We start from the raw sequence: 16,777 nt of genomic DNA, 5'->3' as shown, positions 1-16,777 counted from the left end.
GCGAAGCGTAGCCGCTAGACGGGATGGTCGATGAGGCTATGGTGCGGCCGTGATGCGTTGCTCGAGCTGCGGTACGGACAACCGCGACGGTCGAAAGTTCTGCTCGGGCTGCGGAGCGGCGCTCTCGCTCCTTTGCTCCGTTTGTGGCACTTCGAACGAGGCGGACGAGCGCTTCTGCGGCCAGTGCGGGGCTCAGCTCGACGATGGCGCGCGGGCCGACCGCATGCAGCCGGCCACGGTCGGCGCCACGACACCTTCCCGTGCGGAGGAGGAACGGCGACTGGTGACGGTTCTCTTCGCCGACCTCGCGGGGTTCACCTCGATGTCCGAGGGCATGGATCCCGAAGCCGTGAAAGCGTTGGCAGAGCACTGCGCCGGACTGATGAGCGCGGAAGTGCGTCGGTTCGGTGGCACCGTTTCCAGCGTGATGGGTGACGCGATCATGGCGCTCTTCGGAGCGCCAATCGCTCACGAGGACGACCCCGAGCGCGCGGTTCGAGCGGCCGTCGCGATGCGGCAGCGCATCGCCGCAGTCGAGGGAGCTCCGAAGAGACTCGAGCTCCACGTTGGCATCAACACCGGCGAGACGATGGCCGGTCTGATCGGACCGGACGAGGCCCGCGACTACACGGCCATGGGGGATACGACCAATACCGCAGCGCGGCTCATGAGCGCCGCGCCGGCGGGCTTCATCTACATGGCGAAGGAGACGTACCGCGCCACGCGTAATGCCGTCGTGAGCCGTCCTGCCGACCCGGTCACGGCGAAGGGGAAGTCCGAACCCCTGACTGTCTGGGAGGTCGTCGAGGTCTCGCCGCTTCCGACGGAGCGACCGATCGGCACGACCCCGCTCATCGGCCGGGTCTCCGAGCTGGGCGAACTCATGGATCTGTGGAGCGGCGTGCGGCGAAAAGCCCGGCCTGCTCGAGCGCTGGTGCTCGGCCCTCCTGGCATCGGGAAGACGCGTCTGCTCGGTGAGTTCGTCGACCGGATGGGCACGGCTGCCGGCCTGCTGCGCGGGCGTTGCCTGCCGTACGGGGAGGGCATCACGTACTGGCCGGTCATCGAGATGGTGATGGGCTCGGCCGGCATCCTGCACGACGACGACGAGGCCACGACGTCGGCGAAGCTCGGGCGCCTCGTCCAGGCGCTTCGGACGACGGACCGCGACGAACTGCAGACCATCGCCACCGCGCTCTCGTCGTTGCTGGCGGTTCCGGCGACGCCAAGGGGCACGTATCGCGCCGCGACGATCACGCGCGGTGAGCTTCATTGGGGGATCCGCCGGCTGTTCGAGCTGAAGGCATCCGCGTCCCCGCTCGTCCTCCTGTTCGAGGACCTTCACTGGGCGGAGCCGACGTTGCTCGAGCTGCTGGATCTCGTGACCGACGATGCCACCGGAGCCATCCTCGTTCTCGGGTCGGGACGCCCGGAGCTCGCGGACTCATGGAGCTCGGCCCGGGCCAACGGAGATCGACGGCTGATCCTGCTCGACGCGCTCTCGACCGAGGAGAGCGAGTCGTTGATCGGGACGCTTCTCCCGGCGGGAGTGAGTGGGCGGGAGCCGCTCAACGCGGTCCTTCGTGCTGCCGCGGGCAACCCGCTCTTCCTCGAGGAGATGGTGGGGATGCTCGCGGACGCCGGGCTGCTCGACGAACGCGGTCTTCATCTCGAGGAGAGCGTGCCAGTGCCCGGGAGCATCCACGGACTCATCGGCTCGCGTCTGGATCTCCTGCCGGACGACGACCGTCGCGTCGCGCAACTTTCCTCTGTGGTGGGGTTGGTGTTCTGGTCTGGGCTGGTGAGCGATCTGCGGGGTGGCGGCGACGTCCTCGACGCCATCGGCCGGTTGGAGGCGCGCGATCTCGTGCGTCCGCATCCGGAGTCGAGCATCGCCGACGAACGAGAGTTCGCGTTCAAGCACGCACTCATCCGGGACGTCGCGTACAGCCGACTGCCGAAGAAGAGGCGATCGGAGCTCCACGCCAGATGCGCCGACTGGGTCTCCCGGCTCTCGGGGACCGACGACGAACTGATCGAGATCGTCGCGTACCACCTCGAGTCGGCGTGCACGCTGGCACGAGAGCTTGGGCCGGGAGCACCCGCGGAATCACGCCGGCGCGCCGCGGAGGCGCTGTCCCGGGCTGCTGAGAAAGCCGAGCGTCGCGAGGGAACCGCCGAAGCCGATCGCTTCTTCGCTCGAGCCCTCGACCTGGTCGGCGAGGAACACGAGGAAGCGGTGACCGAACTTCGTCTGCGCCGGTCCCGAACGCTCATCGCCCTCGGTCAGTCGAAGGAGGCGACGGAAGTCCTCCTCCGCGTCGCCGACGAGGCCGTCTCGTTCGGTCGTCTCGACCTGCAAGGTCGTGCGCTGGTCGGCCTGGCCAACGTGGCTCAGAAGCGCGGCCAGGCCACGCAGGCCCGCGGTCATGTATCGGAGGCCGCCGCGATCGCCGACGCGATCGCAGATCCATGGCTGAAGGTCCGGACCGCGTACGAGTCCGCCGCGATCCGAGCAGATTTCGAAGGTGAGGTCGATGGCGCCGTCGGCGATCTCTCGTCGGGCCTCGAGACCGCGGACGAGTTGGGCGACCTCTCGCTTCGCATCGAGGGCCACCTCCGGATCGGAACGATCCTGGCGACGGCGGGAAGGCTCCGCGACGCAGAGGCCCACCTCGAACGATGCGCTCGGCTGGCCGAACAGACGGGCAGCCTTCGCGACGACGCTCGAGCTGCGTACCTCCTGGCCTACGTAAGGAACTATCTCGGTCGGCCGGTGGACGCCGAGCCGCTCGCGGCCCGCGCGGCCGAATGGCTCGAACGCACCGGCGACCGGTACTTCCAGATCCAGAACCTGCTGCTGCTCGGCAGGCTCACGCTCACCCGCGGCGCACTTGACGAGGCGGCGCGATGGATCCGGGAGGCAGTACCAATGGCTGTCGACGTGGGTGGCTGGTTGCTCGTCGAGACCAACCGGTATCTCGTCGAGGTCTTGTTGCTCGACGGAGAGTTGGACGCCGCGTGGGCTGCTGCTTCGGTCGCGGCCGAAGCCGTCCCCGAGGAAGACGCGTTCGCAAGGGCCGAGTCGCTCCTGTCGGCCGCTCTGATCTCCGCAGCGGAAGGCGACGAATCGGCGACTGCGAAGATGGCTCAAGCGCTCGAGCTCATGGCGGAACAGAGCGTGCCCATCGAGCTGGCCGAGGCTCGCATCTCGTGCGCAAGGATCCTCGGCAAGCAGGGGCGGGCCGACGAGGCGAGGCGTCACTTCAACGACGTCCGGGCCTCCCTTCAAGGAACGGAGGCCCGGACCCTGATCGCTCTCGCCGACGCGGCTGCCGTCGCGTACGGCGAGGGGACCGGCTGAGCCGGCCCCCTCGTGTACCGATCTTCTACGTGAGGTCGGGCCCCGGCGACGGTTCGGTTGTGGAGCAGCCGCCCTCGCCTCCGGCCTGCGTGCAGGTGAGCGTCTCCTCACAGACGGATCCCGTGCACTCTTCCGTATTGGTCACTCCGTTGATCGTGGAGGACTGCATCACGTCGCAGTTCCCAGTCGTGACGCAGTGGCTTGACAATGTCGCGTTCTGTAACGCATCAGGATCGGAAGCGAACTGATTCGTCGTCTGGTCGATGCTCGATGTGTCGCCCGTATTCGTCCCCTGTGTCTGACAGCATCGCGGGTCACCGGTGAACTTGGTCTGGGAGAGCGTCGTGGCGCCGGCCGCCGTTTGACTCTGGAACATGTCCTCGTCCGCGACGTTCGCCGCCAGGCCAGAACTGAGATGGTCAACGGTTCCGTTCTGACCGCCCGTCGTCGGTGCCGTTCCTTGGACCTGGGTCACGCTCGGTGACCCCGAAGCGCTCTGGGTCTCGTTGATTAGCTGGCGTAGGTTGGACTTGAGTGTTCCGCTCACCGAAACCTGGTCCACGTCAGCACACTGGTTCTTGTCCTGATCGAACATTAAATCGTCAGGGTCGTCGCAAAGCAGCAGATTGAAGTCGGTTCCGAGCGCCGCGTTCTGCTCCTGCGTGAGCAGCGTGGCGACTCTAGAGGCGCGCTGGGACTGGTCCTGGCGCTGGGTGACGTTAGATACGTTCCCGCCCTCGGTTGTCCCCTGGTTCACCGTGGCGCCCTGATGGGCCTCCTGCGATTGCATGATTGTGGTCCCGCCCCTAGCGTTCTGGGACTGGCCGATCACCTGGTTAATCGTCGAGATGTTCTTCCCGAGGGTGTTCTCCTGCCTGATGCGGGCGACCTGCCTCGCCTTCTGGGTAGACCCCCCGTTCTGTTGGATATTCTGCGCGATGGCGGCCGCGTTCGTGCTGTTCGGGTTGTCTCCCCCGTTGACCTGCGTGATGTCACAGACCTGAACCTGACTGTTGCTCTGGTTGTCTCCGCGGTCGCAGGCGCTGCCGTTCTGCCCCCCGTTCAGCGCCACCTGGACCACCACGCAATCGAGGCCACCGCACGCGAACAGGTTGAATCCACCGGCGTTGGCGATCTGGACGATGGGAGTGGTCGCGGCGACGCAGTTCCACTCGGCGCCGGGGCACCTGGGACCGGCGTAGTTGCGGCGGCCCTCCTGCCAGACGGCGTCCGCTGGATCGACGCCAATGGAGATGAGGTAGGCTTCGATGGCCTCCCTCGTCGAGAGATCTGGAACGCCATCCGCGCTCGCCGCCGGCGCTGCGACCGTCGTTAGGGCCGCGGTCAACGTGAGCGCAACTGTCGCAGCCAACCTGACGAGCCGCGAAGCTTTCATCCTGCCCTCCGATCAGGAGCGGACACGGGGTGCGTCCTTCCGGAAGCAGCGCTACCCCCGTACGCATCAGCCACTCGGACGGTTCATGAAAATTCGCTCACATAAGCCCGGGCGGAGCCGCTCGTGCGGCTAGCCGCGACCCCGAGCGTGCCGGAGATGATTCGAAAGGGGCCGGTGGGCGGCGAGTTCTACGACCCGAGCCTTCGCTCCGCTGAACCGACCCGTTGCCGCTCGACCTCGCGGATGAAGGGCGTCTTGCCCTCGACGTACGCAATGATGTCGCGCGGATGTTCCGCCGCCAGGCGCCGCTTCAGCTCCGCGTATCGAACAGCGTCGACGGGATTCACCCGGAGATGGTCGCGGAACGCCAGATGCCGCCGTTCCCACTCGCTTCCCACGGGACACACGTGGATCTGGTACGTCGGGACCCCGTTCTCTTCTTTCTTGAAGTACTCGTGCTCCGTGTCGATGGGGTCGGGCCGGAACTCGTACCCGAGTCCGACGAGGGGAGCGACGAACCGGTCCCGAGGCATCATCGATCGCACCGAGACCTGGATGTCGATCACGGGCTTGGCGGCGAGACCCGGTACCGCTGTCGATCCGACGTGCTCGATACGCGCGGCGACGTCACCGAGCGCCGCGCGAATCCGCGCGGACTCCTCCTCGAACATCGTCGGCCACGCCGTGTCGTAGTCGACGAGCCCGTACTCGCGGTTGCGTCCGCCGCGGACGCCCGGCTTCGCGCGTGAGCCACGCCACCGCGCCAGGTTCGACAGCGCATCGAACAACGACTGCTGTGCCGGATCACTCGCAGCAGTGTCCTCCGGGTGCCACTGAACGCCGAGCATCCACCCCGCCTCGTACGGACGCTCGTCTTGGTCGTCGCGCTCGCGTTCGATCGCCTCCACGATGCCGTCGGCCGTCCATCCCGTGGCGAGGAGGCCTTCACCGATCCGGTCGGGCGCTTGATGATGGTGTGACGAGCACGAGATCACCTCGACCCCCGTCGTGGCGCGCAGGTGGCTCCGTTCGTCGCTACGAACCTCGTGCAGGGTGCGTTCGTCCGCGACCGGCGTGCCGTGCTCCTGGGTCCCCGGAACTTCCGGAAGGTGCTGCAGGAGCGTGCCGCCGAACGCCACGTTCATGATCTGCATGCCGCGACAGATGCAGAGCGTGGGGATGCCGAGCTCGTCCGCCGCGTGCAGGACGTCGATCTCGAGCGCGTCTCGGTCGGGCTCGACGCCGTAGATGTTCTCGCTCGGCTCCTGTCCGTAGCGGCTGGGGTCCACGTCACCGCCGCCGACCAGCATCAGCCCGTCGAACGGTTCGAGGATCTCCTCGGCGGCGCCGCTCTCGCTCGGCGAGATGATCGCGGTGCGAGCGCCCGCCGCACGCAACCGATCGAGATACGGTCCCGGAACCCCGTATCCGCCGTGTGGCCACCGGGGAACGCGATCGTCCGCGAGGTGATACGCGACGACGGCGACGAGCGGCCGGTACCCGGTCACCCTCGGCTATACCGCCCGCTCGTACCGCTCTCGCTCCCAGTCGGTCACCGTCTCGCGCCATGCCTTCAACTCCCACGCGCGAGACGTGGCGTAGTACTCGCTGAAGCCCTCGCCCAACGCCCGTCGGAGGACGGCATCGGCTTCGAACGCACGCAGAGAGGCTTCGAGCGAACCCGGTAGCCCCGGGAGATCGGGTCGCGCGTACGCGTCGCCCTCGATCGGCTCCGGCGGCTTGGCTTGCCTTCGGATGCCGTCGGCCGCGGATGCCGCGATCGCCGCGAGCGCCAGATACGGGTTCGCGTCGGCTCCCGGCCTTCGGCACTCGAACCGCCACAGGTCTTCTCGCTCAGAACGGATCGCGCGGACGGCGCACGACCGGTTCTCGTACCCCCACGTCGCGTTGATCGGGGCGAACCAACCGGGGACGAGGCGCTTATAGGAATTCACGGTGGGATTGAGGAGGAGCGAAGCTGCCGGGAGGTGCTCGACCACGCCGCCGATCGCCGAAGCGAACACCGCGGGGGCCTCGGCCGAGGGATCTCCCGCCGCGAACGCGTTCGTGTCGTCCGTCCAGCACGACATGTGGACGTGGCCGCTCGACCCTTCCTCGCCCGGGTTCGTCTTCGCCAGGAAGCTGGCGCGGAGCCCGCGTGACGCGGCGACGTGCTTGACCCCGAACTTCAACAGCGCGGCGTCGTCGGCCGCAGCGATCCCCCGTCGAGGCTTCACGTTGAGCTCGAGAAGACCCGGCCCCGCCTCGGTGTGAACCGCCGACAGTTCGATCCCGAGGCTCTCGAGCGCGGGAACGAGGTCGGCCAGGAATCCCTCGTAGCCGCCGATCTCCTGAAGCGAGTAGCTGACGCCCGTCGAGGTCGGCGCGCCCTGCGCGTCCCAGATCCGGATCTCGTACTCGATCGCCGACATCACCTCGTGCCCGAGCGACGAAACGTCGTGGACGATGGACCGGAAGACCTCGCGTGATGAGAGCTCACACGGCGACCCGTCGGGCCAGCTCGGCGTGGCGAGACACACGCGCCATCCCGGCCGCCACGCGAGCTCGCGCAACGTGTCCGTGTCGGGACGAACGATCAGGTCCGCCGCGCCCGTTTTGATGCCGAACCGCTCGTAGTCGGTGATCGGCGCGTCCACTGGATCGAGCCCCAGGATCAGGTCCGTCATCACGGTGCCGCGCTCGACGGCGGTCTCGAACGCGTCCGGCCGAAGCGCCTTCCCCCGGATCTGGCCGTGCACGTCGGGAACGCCGAGCAGGACGAACTCCTCGCGCGTGGTCACAGGGAGGCCTTGATCTTTCTCTCGACGACGTTTAGGGCCGCAGAGAAGCGCTCGATCATCTGAGAGAGCTCGTCGTCGGTGCTCACGTAGGCAGGCGCAAGGAGGACCTGATCGCCGGCCAGCCCGTCCGCCTGCGGATGGGTCGACGTCACGAGCACGCCGTGCTCGAACGCGGTCCGATCGACGAGCTCGTCGACGGGGAGCTCGACGGGCAAGAAGGATCCGCCGTCGCGAGGATCGACGAGCTCGATCCCGAGCAAGAACCCGCGGCCGCGAACCTCCCGGACGATCTCAAACGAACCGACGGCCGCCTCGAGCTCCTGTCGCAGACGCGGTCCACGGCCGCGAACGCGGTCGACCAGCGCCTTCTCGACCATCGCCTCGAGGACCGCCAGGCCGACCGCCGTCGAAAGGGGCGCGCCGTCCCAGGTGTGACCGAGGTCGAACTCTCCGGAGCCGGCCTCGATCGCGTCGTAGACGTGTCGACGGCACATCACGCCCCCAAGCGGCGCGTAGCCCGCGCCAAGGCTCTTGCCGACCGCGACGATGTCGGGCTCGATCGGCAGCTGGTGAGCGGCGAGCCAACTCCCCACCCGGCCGAAACCCGTGACCACCTCGTCGAAGCAAACGAGGAACCCGTGCTCTCGGCGCCGTTCGTCGAGTCCCAGCCAGAACGCATCCGGGGCCGAGTAGGCGGGAAGCGCGGCCGCGCTGATCGGTTCGCAGAAGAAGGCGGCGACCGTGCCCTGCGCCTCTTGGAGCGCTCGGTCGAGCTCGCGAAGAGCCGCTTCCCCCGACGGATCGAACCGCCACGTGCTCGGCGAGATGTGCAGGTGGTTCGCCAGATACGGGGCGTAGGGCTCCTGCACGGCGCTTCTACCGCTCAGCGCGAGCGTTCCCATCGTCGAGCCGTGGTAGCTCTGTGCCGGCGAGATCACCCGCCAGCGTTCGGGCTCGCCGCGTTCTACCTGATACAGGCGAGCGAGCTGCAGAGCGGTCTCATTCGCCTCTGAACCTCCCGAGACGAACCGCACCCGCGACATCTCTGGGGCGGCGACCTCGAGCAGGCGGTCGGCGTAACGCTCGGCAGGTTCGCTCGTGAAGTGATGGTTGTAGAAGTACGCGATGCGATCGGCCTGCTCGGCTGCCGCGGCAACGATCTCGGGGACGCCGTATCCGAGGCACGTCACCATCGCCCCGCCGGACGACGCGTCGATGACGCGTTCGCCTTCCGAGGTGACGAGCCATACGCCTTCGCCGCGTTCGACGTTCGGGTACGGAAGGTCGAGGAATCGCGGGAAGACGCTCGTTCGGTCGGATGTGATCGTCCCGGTCACGTTTCGTGGCTCTCCGAGTCAGCCCGCCGCGCGCTCGTCCGTGGCCTCGGCGCGTTCATCGAGCTTGGCCACGTCGCTGTAAAAGTGCTCGAACAGCTGCAAGGCGTTTTGTTTGCTCGCGTCCGCCAGCCGTTTGGTCTCCTCCAGTAGCGCATCTGGATCGACACCGTCGCCGTCCAGTTCATGGCGGTAGACGCGGACCCACTCGTCCATGATGTCCATGGTCACCTCGGGGTGGAACTGCAGTCCGAGCGAACGACCCGCCACGAACGCCTGCAATCCGGCGTCGGTCGTTGCGATGACCGTCGCGCCGGGTGGCTTGGTGAACGTGTCGAAGTGCCACTGGAACCACGGCCCCTCCGGAACGAGCTGCGCGTCCTCGCTCCGCACGGGGAGCCAACCGATCTCAGCCACCTCGCCCCGGTAGTTCTCTGCACCGAGCACCCGAGCGAGCAGCTGGCCGCCGAAGCACAAACCCAGGATCGGTACGTCATCGTCGACGGCTCGGCGCATCAGCGTCGCCTCGCGGACGACGAACGTCTTCGTGTCGTCGAACGCTGCGTACTCCGATCCGAGCGAGACGATGAGGTCGTAGTCGGTCGGATCGATCTCGCGGTCCTCGAGGTCGATCCGGAGGATCTCGATCTCGGCGTCGTGTGAGCGGAGCCACTCCATGACGTGGCCAGGCGGGGTTGGATCCTCGTGCTGAAGGATCAGCGCGCGCAGCTTGCGTCGGTCGGTCGACCCCATCTAGGAACCTCCCGTCGGCGAGAGCATCCCCAGCTCCGCCTCGATCTCTTTCGCCACGTGGTGAACGGTGTCGGCGAACCGCGACACCATCTCGTCCAAGTCGTCGTCGGTCGCCGTGAACGCCGGCGCGAACAGGGTCTGGTCGGCGGCGTAGCCGTCGCGGGTCGGCTGCGTGGACAAGGTGATCAGTCCGTTCTCGAACGCCGCCTCGTCGATGCGACCGCCCACCCGCAGTTCGCGCGGCAGGAAGCTCTCGCCGTCGCGAGGGTCGACGAACGAGACGCCGAGCAGGTAGCCGTGGCCTCGAACCTCGCGGACCATGGCGACGTCCCCGATCGAACGCTCGAGCTCGTCCCGCAGACGAGGGCCGCGGTCGGCGACGCGTTCGATCAGGCCCTCCGACCGGAGCGCGTTCAGCACGGCCAGACCGACGGCGCACGAGAGCGGCGCGCCGTCCCACGTGTGCCCCAGAGTGAACTTCCGGGAGCCGTTCGCGATCGCGTCGTACACGCGATCGCGCACGAGGACGGCTCCGATGGCGGCGTACCCCGCCCCGAGGCCCTTGGCAGTAGCGATGATGTCCGGCGGGCACGCCGTTGCCGCCCCGGCAAACCATCCTCCCGTTCGCCCCACGCCGGTGACGACCTCGTCGAAGCAGACGAGGAACCTGTGGCGTTCACGCCGCTCCGCGAGTCCTTCCCAGAATCGGCCCGGCGGCGTGTATGCCGGGAGTGCGGCGGCGCTGATCGGTTCGCAGAAGAACGCCGAGATTGTTCCGTCAGCCTCGTCGATCGCCGCATCGAGCGCGTCGAGCGCCGCCCGGCCGGACGGGTCGAACCGCCACGTGCTCGGCGGGATGTGGAGGTGATCAGGCATGTACGGGCCGAACGGGCCGTGCAATCCAGGTCGTCCGGTGAGCGCCAGCGTTTCCATAGTGGGCCCGTGGTACGCCTGCGTCGGCGAGATCACCTGCCACCGCTCGGGCTCGCCGCGCTCGACGTGATAGCTCCGCGCGAGCTGGATCGCCATCTCGTTGGCGTCGGCACCGCTCACCGTGAAGCGCACCCGCGTGAACCCCTCGGGCGCGACGTCGACGAGCTCGGCTGCGAGCCGTTCCTGCAGCGGGTTCGTCAGCCGTTCGTTGTGGACGAACGCGAGCTTCTCGGCCTGTGCCCGGGCCGCAGCGACGATGTCGCGGCGCCCGTGTCCGAGCGTGGCCGCCATGGAGCCGCCGCTCATCGCGTCGAGGTAACGGCGGCCGGACGAGTCCTCGATCCACACGCCCTCGCCGCGAGCGACGACCGGCATGGGCTTGGTTAGCTCGAGAGGCAACACGTGCGAACGCCGGCTCTCAATGAACGTCTCAGGCACCTGACCCGCCCTCCTCGAACCTCATGAGCGTACTCGCGTTGCACGTTCGCCCGTCCTCACGCTATACCGAGCCACCGAACCGTTGTCGCGACCGCGAGGAGGAGCCGAGGTATGGCGGAGGTCGAGCAGGTCCTCGAGGACTGGCGGAAGGACGGGATCGGATACGTCCGTTTCGAGCTCCCGGACATGCACGGGATCTCGCGGTCGAAGACGATCCCGATCGCCCACGCGACCGATTACGCCTCGCGAGGGCTGAACATGTACGGGGGGACCAGCGTGCTCGATTCGCGTTCCGACGTCGTGCCGAGCACGCTCTACCACGAGGAGCGCGGATACGGGGACCAGCTGCTGTTTCCCGATCCGAATTCGGCGACGGTGATCCCGTGGGCTGACCGAACGGCTCGGTTCATCTGCGACGCGACGTGGTACGACGGTCAGCCGCTCGCGGCGACCCCGCGTCACGTGTTCCGTCGGGCGCTCGAAAAGGCCCGTTCGATGGGGTTCGAGCCGGTAATGGGTTCTGAGTTCGAGTTCTACCTCCTCACGCCCGAGACGCACGAGCCGCTGTTCTCGGGGTACCAGATCTTCAACACCGTTCGGAACGACTACGTCCCGACGATCAGGCGGATCCTCGACGAGATGCCACAGGCAGGGGTCGACATCATCACGTCGAACTGTGAGTACGCCGGCTCGCAGTGGGAGATCAACTTCGCTCCCGGCAGCGGGCTCGCCGGGCCGGACGATGCGTTCACGTTCAAGAACGGCGTGAAGGAGATCGCCAAGCAGGACGGCTACCTCGCGACGTTCATGAGCAAGCCGTGGAGCGATTCGGCCGGGAGCGGGTGCCACACGCACCTCTCGCTCGTGAACGCCGAGTCCGGGGAGAACGCGTTCGGTGATCCAGATGCGGCCGACGGGTTGACCGAAGCGGCTCGGTCGTTCATCGGCGGATTGCTCAAGTACGCCCGGGAGATCGACGCAGTCATCGCGCCGACGGTGAACTGCCTGCGTCGCAGGCGGCGCCACACGTTCAGCCCCACGAACATCTCGTGGGGTCAAGAGGATCGTTCGGCGCTCGTGCGAGTGAAGGGGGGCACGCCGGAAAGCAGGCACGTCGAATACCGTGCGCCATCGGCGCTGTCGAACCCGTATCTCGTGGGCGCTGCGCTCATCCAAGCCGGTCTCCGAGGGATCGAGGAGGGCCTTCCCGCTCCCGAGCCTTCGAAGCCCGGCGTGCCGGCGGAGGACGACGACTCGTTCGAGAAGCTGCCGACCGACCTCGAGGAGTCCCTGGACGCGCTCGAGCAGGAGCCGGCGGCAAAGGAGTTCTTCGGTGAGGAGTTCGTTGCCGCGTACACGACGATGCGGCGGTACGAGCTGTCGCGGTTCAAGGATGCGGTCTCGGACTGGGAGCGGACCGAGTACCTCGAGCTGTTCTGAGGGAGCTGCCTGACCATGACGGACGGCGCAGGCCGCCGCCGAACGACTCGCAAGAGCGCCTCCTCCACGCGCAGAGTCGGGCCTTCGCCTCGACGCGGAACGTCGACTCGTCGCGGCGCACGAACTCGTTCGGACGCGGCGGCGCGGGTCGCCCGCCGGCTCGCCGCCGCCGGCGTCGAGGCCGTGGCACTGCCGATCGTCGATACGGCCGGCGTGACGCTCGTGAAGACGATCCCGCTGCGTCGTTTCGAAGAAGCCGTGCGCTTCGGTATCGGATTGTCGCCCGTATTCAGCGTGTTCCTGTTCGACGACAACATCACCTCGTCGCCGCACATCCACGGACCCGTCGGCGACACCCGGCTGATGCCCGATCCGTCAGCGACCGTCCCGCTCGCGGCGAGCCCGGGCTGGGCGCTCGCGCCGGTGGACCAGCTCGATCAGGAGGGTAAGGAGTACCCGGCCTGTCCACGCACGTTCGCTCGCACGACGATTGATCGCCTCGGAGCGGCGGGATTCGAGCTGCGCGGCGGCTACGAGGTGGAGTTCTTCCTCGGCCGGCGAACCTTCACCTCCGAGGGCGAGACCGATCCCGTTCCGGCTCACAACGGCCCGGCCTACGGGTCGATCGCGCTCGTCGACGTCGAGCCGTTCGCCACCTCGCTGATCCGCGCGTTCGAGGCGCAGGGCACAGGCGTGATGCAGTTCCATCCCGAGTACTCGACCGGGCAGCTCGAGCTGTCGGTGCCTCACGTTCCGGGCATCTCGATCGCCGACACGAACCTGGTCGTCCGGCACACCATCCGCGCCGTCGCCAGGACGCACGGCTTCGCGGCGTCGTTCGCACCGGTCGTGTGGGCGGGGCTCGTCGGGAACGGCGCCCATCTGCATCTGAGCATCTGGGACCGTCGAGGGCGGAACCTGTTCGACAGAGGTCGCGGACCCGAAGGGATGACGCGCGAGGCCGAGGCGTTCACCGCGGGGATCCTCGACGCGCTGCCGGCGCTCACCGCGATCACGGCTCCTTCGGTGGTGAGCTACCAGCGCCTCCAGCCGCATCGCTGGAGCGGGCCGTGGGCGGCGTGGGGGAGGGAGAACCGCGAAGCTGCACTGCGGTTCATCACGGGAATGGTCGGCGGCCGCGCGCAAGCCGCCAACCTCGAAGTGAAGTCGATGGATCCGGCGGCGAACCCGTACCTGGCACTCGGAGCGATCGTCGCTGCCGGCATCGACGGGCTCGAACGCGACCTGTCGCTTCCCCAGCCCGTGCTCGACGATCCCGCCGACCTGGACGAACAGGCGCGGCGGCGGCTCGGTGTCCGTCAGCTACCTGCGACGCTCGGTGAGGCGATCAAGGAGCTCGAGGCGTCGGAGATGCTCCGTCGCGCGATGGGCGACGTGCTGTTCGACGCGTTCGTCGCGACGCGTCGCGCCGAACGCGACGCCTACGAGGACATGGATCCGGAAGAAGCGGTTCGCGCGCATCGGTGGAAGTACTAGATGGCGAAGACGATTGACCTCTCCGAGGTGGAGATCGTCGACGCGCACGTCCATCCCTACCGCCTCGATGACCTCGTCTCGCGTTCGTCGGAGGGTTTCGACACGCGGATGATGTTCCTCGGCGAAGCGTTCTCGTCGTCCTCTCACGTCCACGACGACCTGTGGTCGATCGCCGACTCGTTCACCGATTCCACAGTCTTCGCGTTGGCGATGCGGCGATGGCTCGCCGAGCACCTCGGGTGCGAGCCGACGCGAGACGCGGTCACCACGGCGCGCGCCGGGGCGATCGAGAACGACGCCGCCGGGTACACCAAGGGGCTGCTCGATGCAGCAGGCATCGTCGCCGTGCTTTCCGACGAGGGCTTCCCGCAGCCGCCCATCCCGGCCGACGAGTTCTCCAAGACGGTCGGCGTAACCGTTCATCGCGTCGCGCGGCTCGAGCCGTGGATCCTCCTTCACCGGGACGGCTCGTTCGACGAGCTCATCGGTGGCGTCGAAGCCGAGGCGACCGACGCGGCGTCCGATCCGAACTGCGTCGCGTTCAAGTCGATCGTCGCTTACCGCACCGGTCTGGACGTCGGCGACCCGAGCGCGACGGAGGCTGCGGACGCGTTCTCCCGTTGGCGCAACGACTCGTGGACGGAGAAGCGACAGCACGCCAAGCCGGTCCGCGATTTCCTGATCCGGCGGACCCTCGAGATCGCGAAGAAGCACGACCGGCCGTTCCACTTCCACTGCGGCGGTGGCGATCCCGACATCAACCTCGCGCACGCATCGCCGATATCGATCTTTCCGCTTCTCGTCGACGTTCAGGATCAACCCGTCGTTCTCATCCACTCGGGCTACCCGTGGGTGCGCGAGGCGGCATACGTCGCCTCGGTCCTGCCGAACGTCTATCTCGAGCTCTCCGAGCTGATCCCATGGGGATGGGGACAGGTCGAGTGGGCTCTGGAGATGCTGGTGGGAACCGTTCCGGCGGCGAAGCTGCTGTACGGCTCGGACGAGGCCGGAGAGCCGGAGGCGTTCTGGGCGTCCGCCTTGCTCGCCCGATCGTGCCTCGAACGGGCATTGTCAGGATTCGTCGATCGCGACTACGTCACCGCGGACGAAGCGCACACGCTGGGGGCGTTCGTCCTCGCCGGCGCCTGCCGCCGGCTCCATGGCCTGACGGTATAGCGGGCCGGCGCCCGCGCGCGGGCGGGCGCCGGCCTCGTCCAGGTCACGTCGTCGGCTCGACGCCGCGCGGCATGTCCTGGGCGATCTCCTCCTGGGCGACACCCCGCGCTATCAGCTCCTCGTCGCTCATGCGGCGGCGGGTCTGTTGGGAGATGAGGTAGATCACGATGCCGGTGACGACCGACACCACGGTGATCCCCACCATCCATACGTTCCAATCCCCGAGCTCCCAGCCGGTCGGGTTCGCATCGGAGATCGGGTACCACGAGCCCACGAAGATGAACAGGACCGCCAGGATGTTCGCGATGAACCCGATGGCCCCGCTGAGGTTCAGGACCGACCGGGAAACGCGACGCGCCTCCTCGAACCGTCGCGGGGCTGCGCGTTCCGCGAAGAAGATGTCCAGGAACAGCAGCGCGGTCGAGAAGCACCACACGATCGTCACGCCGGCGTAGAGCGCGTAGAAGTATCGGTACGGGTCGCTTTCGCCTGCGCCAAGGATGATGAACACGACGACCGCGATCACCGTGGAGATCACGCTCTGGAGCGTGATCGCGATAGCGGGCACCTGATTGCGGTTGACCTTCCCGATCTGGTGGGGCAGGCGACGCTCGAGTCCGGAGACGAACAGCAGGCGTCCGAACGAGAAGTTGTAGACGACCGCGACCGTCAACACGACCCACGCCAGGACGAGCCCGACCGCCGCACCGAGCCATCTGCCGAGCGCGAGACCGACGGTCTCGATCCCGCCGGTGGTCCCGTTCGCGCCGCCGGCCTCGATGACGACCATGTTCCCCCAAGTCGCCCAGAGGTATGCGGCGATCACGATCACGCAGCCCCAGAGCAGGAACGTTCGGATAGCGCGCTCGCCGCCCGATACCTCGACGCCCATGTTCAGCGGCGTCTCGATCCCCAACAGCGCGAGGATCGCGAACGAGAAGAACGTGAGATTCGCCGGCAGGCCAAGGGCCAACGTTTCACCGTGGAAGGGGTTCCATCCCGCGCCGAAGTCCGTGGACGTGCCGTTGCCCTGGAGCAGCCACCACACCCCGGCGAACCCGATCAGGAAGATCGCCGTGACGTACGCGAAGAATTGGACGTTCACGTAGTTCATCGTGACGCGCATCTTCAGATAAGACATCAGCGCGCTGAACCAGATCACGACCAGGACGACAACACCGATCTGCCAGTTCTCCGTGAAGAGGCACGGAAACTCGCAATCCGGGTTGATGAACACGGCGGCTTGCTGCAGGTAGTTGGCGAAGAGGACTCCGATGAACACCAGCGAGATCGGGCCGGGCCACCACGCGACGAAGCCGGCAAAGAACCCCCAGAACGGTCCGAGCACCTTGTGCGTCCAGACGTACAGCGATCCCTCCTCCGGGAACATCCGCCCGAGCTGCGCGGTCACAAAGGCACCAGTGATGAGGAACGTCAGGAACGCGAGGATCCAGAAGATGAACACGGACGGTCCAGCGAACTGCACGCCGGCCGCGTTGTTGATGAACAGCACAATTGCAACGAAGATCACCACAAGGTCGAAGGCCCCGAGCGTCCTGGCGACGAGGACCGGCGCGACCCTCTCGGAGATCATGTGCTCGTCGGCTTTCGTAGCCATGCAACACCCCTCCCTGTGACGGGACGG

Annotated in this window: 11 protein-coding genes; 4 read left to right on the top strand and 7 right to left on the bottom strand. The window is 67.3% G+C overall.

The annotated features are described in order from the left end of the window. Positions 1-283: 283 nt before the first annotated feature. Positions 284-3,364: an adenylate/guanylate cyclase domain-containing protein gene (locus tag VFA08_05025; protein ID HYZ12953.1), complete on the top strand. Its 3,081-nt coding sequence runs from the start codon at positions 284-286 to the stop codon at positions 3,362-3,364. Positions 3,365-3,389: 25 nt separating this feature from the next. On the opposite strand, the gene VFA08_05020 is transcribed toward VFA08_05025, so the two are convergent. The 6 genes from VFA08_05020 to VFA08_04995 form a co-directional block, all read right to left on the bottom strand. Beyond that, positions 3,390-4,760 carry a hypothetical protein gene (locus tag VFA08_05020; GenBank protein ID HYZ12952.1) on the bottom strand — a complete coding sequence of 457 codons (1,371 nt, stop codon included), beginning with the start codon at positions 4,758-4,760 and terminating at the stop codon, positions 3,390-3,392. A gap of 188 nt (positions 4,761-4,948) precedes the next feature. Then, entirely contained in the window at positions 4,949-6,268 is a 1,320-nt protein-coding gene (locus tag VFA08_05015; protein ID HYZ12951.1) for a GrpB family protein, read from the bottom strand. Positions 6,269-6,274: 6 nt separating this feature from the next. Continuing rightward, positions 6,275-7,561 (bottom strand): glutamine synthetase family protein, encoded by a 1,287-nt coding sequence (locus VFA08_05010; protein HYZ12950.1) that lies wholly within the window; start codon positions 7,559-7,561, stop codon positions 6,275-6,277. Continuing rightward, positions 7,558-8,898, bottom strand: coding sequence for an aminotransferase class III-fold pyridoxal phosphate-dependent enzyme (locus VFA08_05005; GenBank protein HYZ12949.1), 1,341 nt, complete (start codon positions 8,896-8,898; stop codon positions 7,558-7,560). Before VFA08_05005 ends, VFA08_05010 begins: the two co-directional genes overlap by 4 nt. Before the next feature lie 18 nt (positions 8,899-8,916). Beyond that, the gene (locus VFA08_05000) at positions 8,917-9,648 is read right to left on the bottom strand and encodes a type 1 glutamine amidotransferase (protein ID HYZ12948.1); all 732 of its coding nucleotides are present in this window, start codon (positions 9,646-9,648) and stop codon (positions 8,917-8,919) included. Continuing rightward, entirely contained in the window at positions 9,649-11,019 is a 1,371-nt protein-coding gene (locus VFA08_04995; GenBank protein HYZ12947.1) for an aminotransferase class III-fold pyridoxal phosphate-dependent enzyme, read from the bottom strand. It abuts the gene before it with no gap. Positions 11,020-11,130: 111 nt separating this feature from the next. Here VFA08_04995 and VFA08_04990 point away from each other — a divergent pair, with 111 nt between their 5' ends. The 3 genes from VFA08_04990 to VFA08_04980 all read left to right on the top strand — a co-directional run bounded on the left by VFA08_04990 (position 11,131) and on the right by VFA08_04980 (position 15,132). Further along, positions 11,131-12,459 (top strand): glutamine synthetase family protein, encoded by a 1,329-nt coding sequence (locus VFA08_04990; GenBank protein ID HYZ12946.1) that lies wholly within the window; start codon positions 11,131-11,133, stop codon positions 12,457-12,459. Between the two features lie 183 nt (positions 12,460-12,642). Beyond that, a complete protein-coding gene (locus VFA08_04985) occupies positions 12,643-13,956 on the top strand; it encodes a glutamine synthetase family protein (protein HYZ12945.1) in 1,314 nt (437 codons plus the stop codon). Beyond that, positions 13,957-15,132, top strand: coding sequence for an amidohydrolase family protein (locus VFA08_04980; GenBank protein HYZ12944.1), 1,176 nt, complete (start codon positions 13,957-13,959; stop codon positions 15,130-15,132). It abuts the gene before it with no gap. A gap of 43 nt (positions 15,133-15,175) precedes the next feature. Here the strand turns inward: VFA08_04980 and VFA08_04975 are convergent, their stop codons facing one another. Then, positions 15,176-16,750, bottom strand: a complete 1,575-nt coding sequence (locus VFA08_04975; protein HYZ12943.1) for an APC family permease — start codon at positions 16,748-16,750, stop codon at positions 15,176-15,178. Positions 16,751-16,777 lie beyond the last annotated feature (27 nt).

It is taken from the genome of Actinomycetota bacterium, assembly GCA_035640355.1.
In the GTDB taxonomy this organism is placed as follows: domain Bacteria; phylum Actinomycetota; class UBA4738; order UBA4738; family HRBIN12; genus CALGFI01.
Note: the sequence above shows the minus strand (reverse complement) of the source record. Positions and strands in the feature narration are given on the sequence as shown.

What these genes read in the sequence shown, in the direction of transcription:
- VFA08_05020 (HYZ12952.1), bottom strand. Translation starts at nt 4,760, where the DNA reads ATGAAAGCTTCGCGGCTCGTCAGGTTGGCTGCGACAGTTGCGCTCACG.
- VFA08_05000 (HYZ12948.1), bottom strand. Translation starts at nt 9,648, where the DNA reads ATGGGGTCGACCGACCGACGCAAGCTGCGCGCGCTGATCCTTCAGCAC.
- VFA08_04990 (HYZ12946.1), top strand. Translation starts at nt 11,131, where the DNA reads ATGGCGGAGGTCGAGCAGGTCCTCGAGGACTGGCGGAAGGACGGGATC.
- VFA08_04980 (HYZ12944.1), top strand. Translation starts at nt 13,957, where the DNA reads ATGGCGAAGACGATTGACCTCTCCGAGGTGGAGATCGTCGACGCGCAC.
- VFA08_04975 (HYZ12943.1), bottom strand. Translation starts at nt 16,750, where the DNA reads ATGGCTACGAAAGCCGACGAGCACATGATCTCCGAGAGGGTCGCGCCG.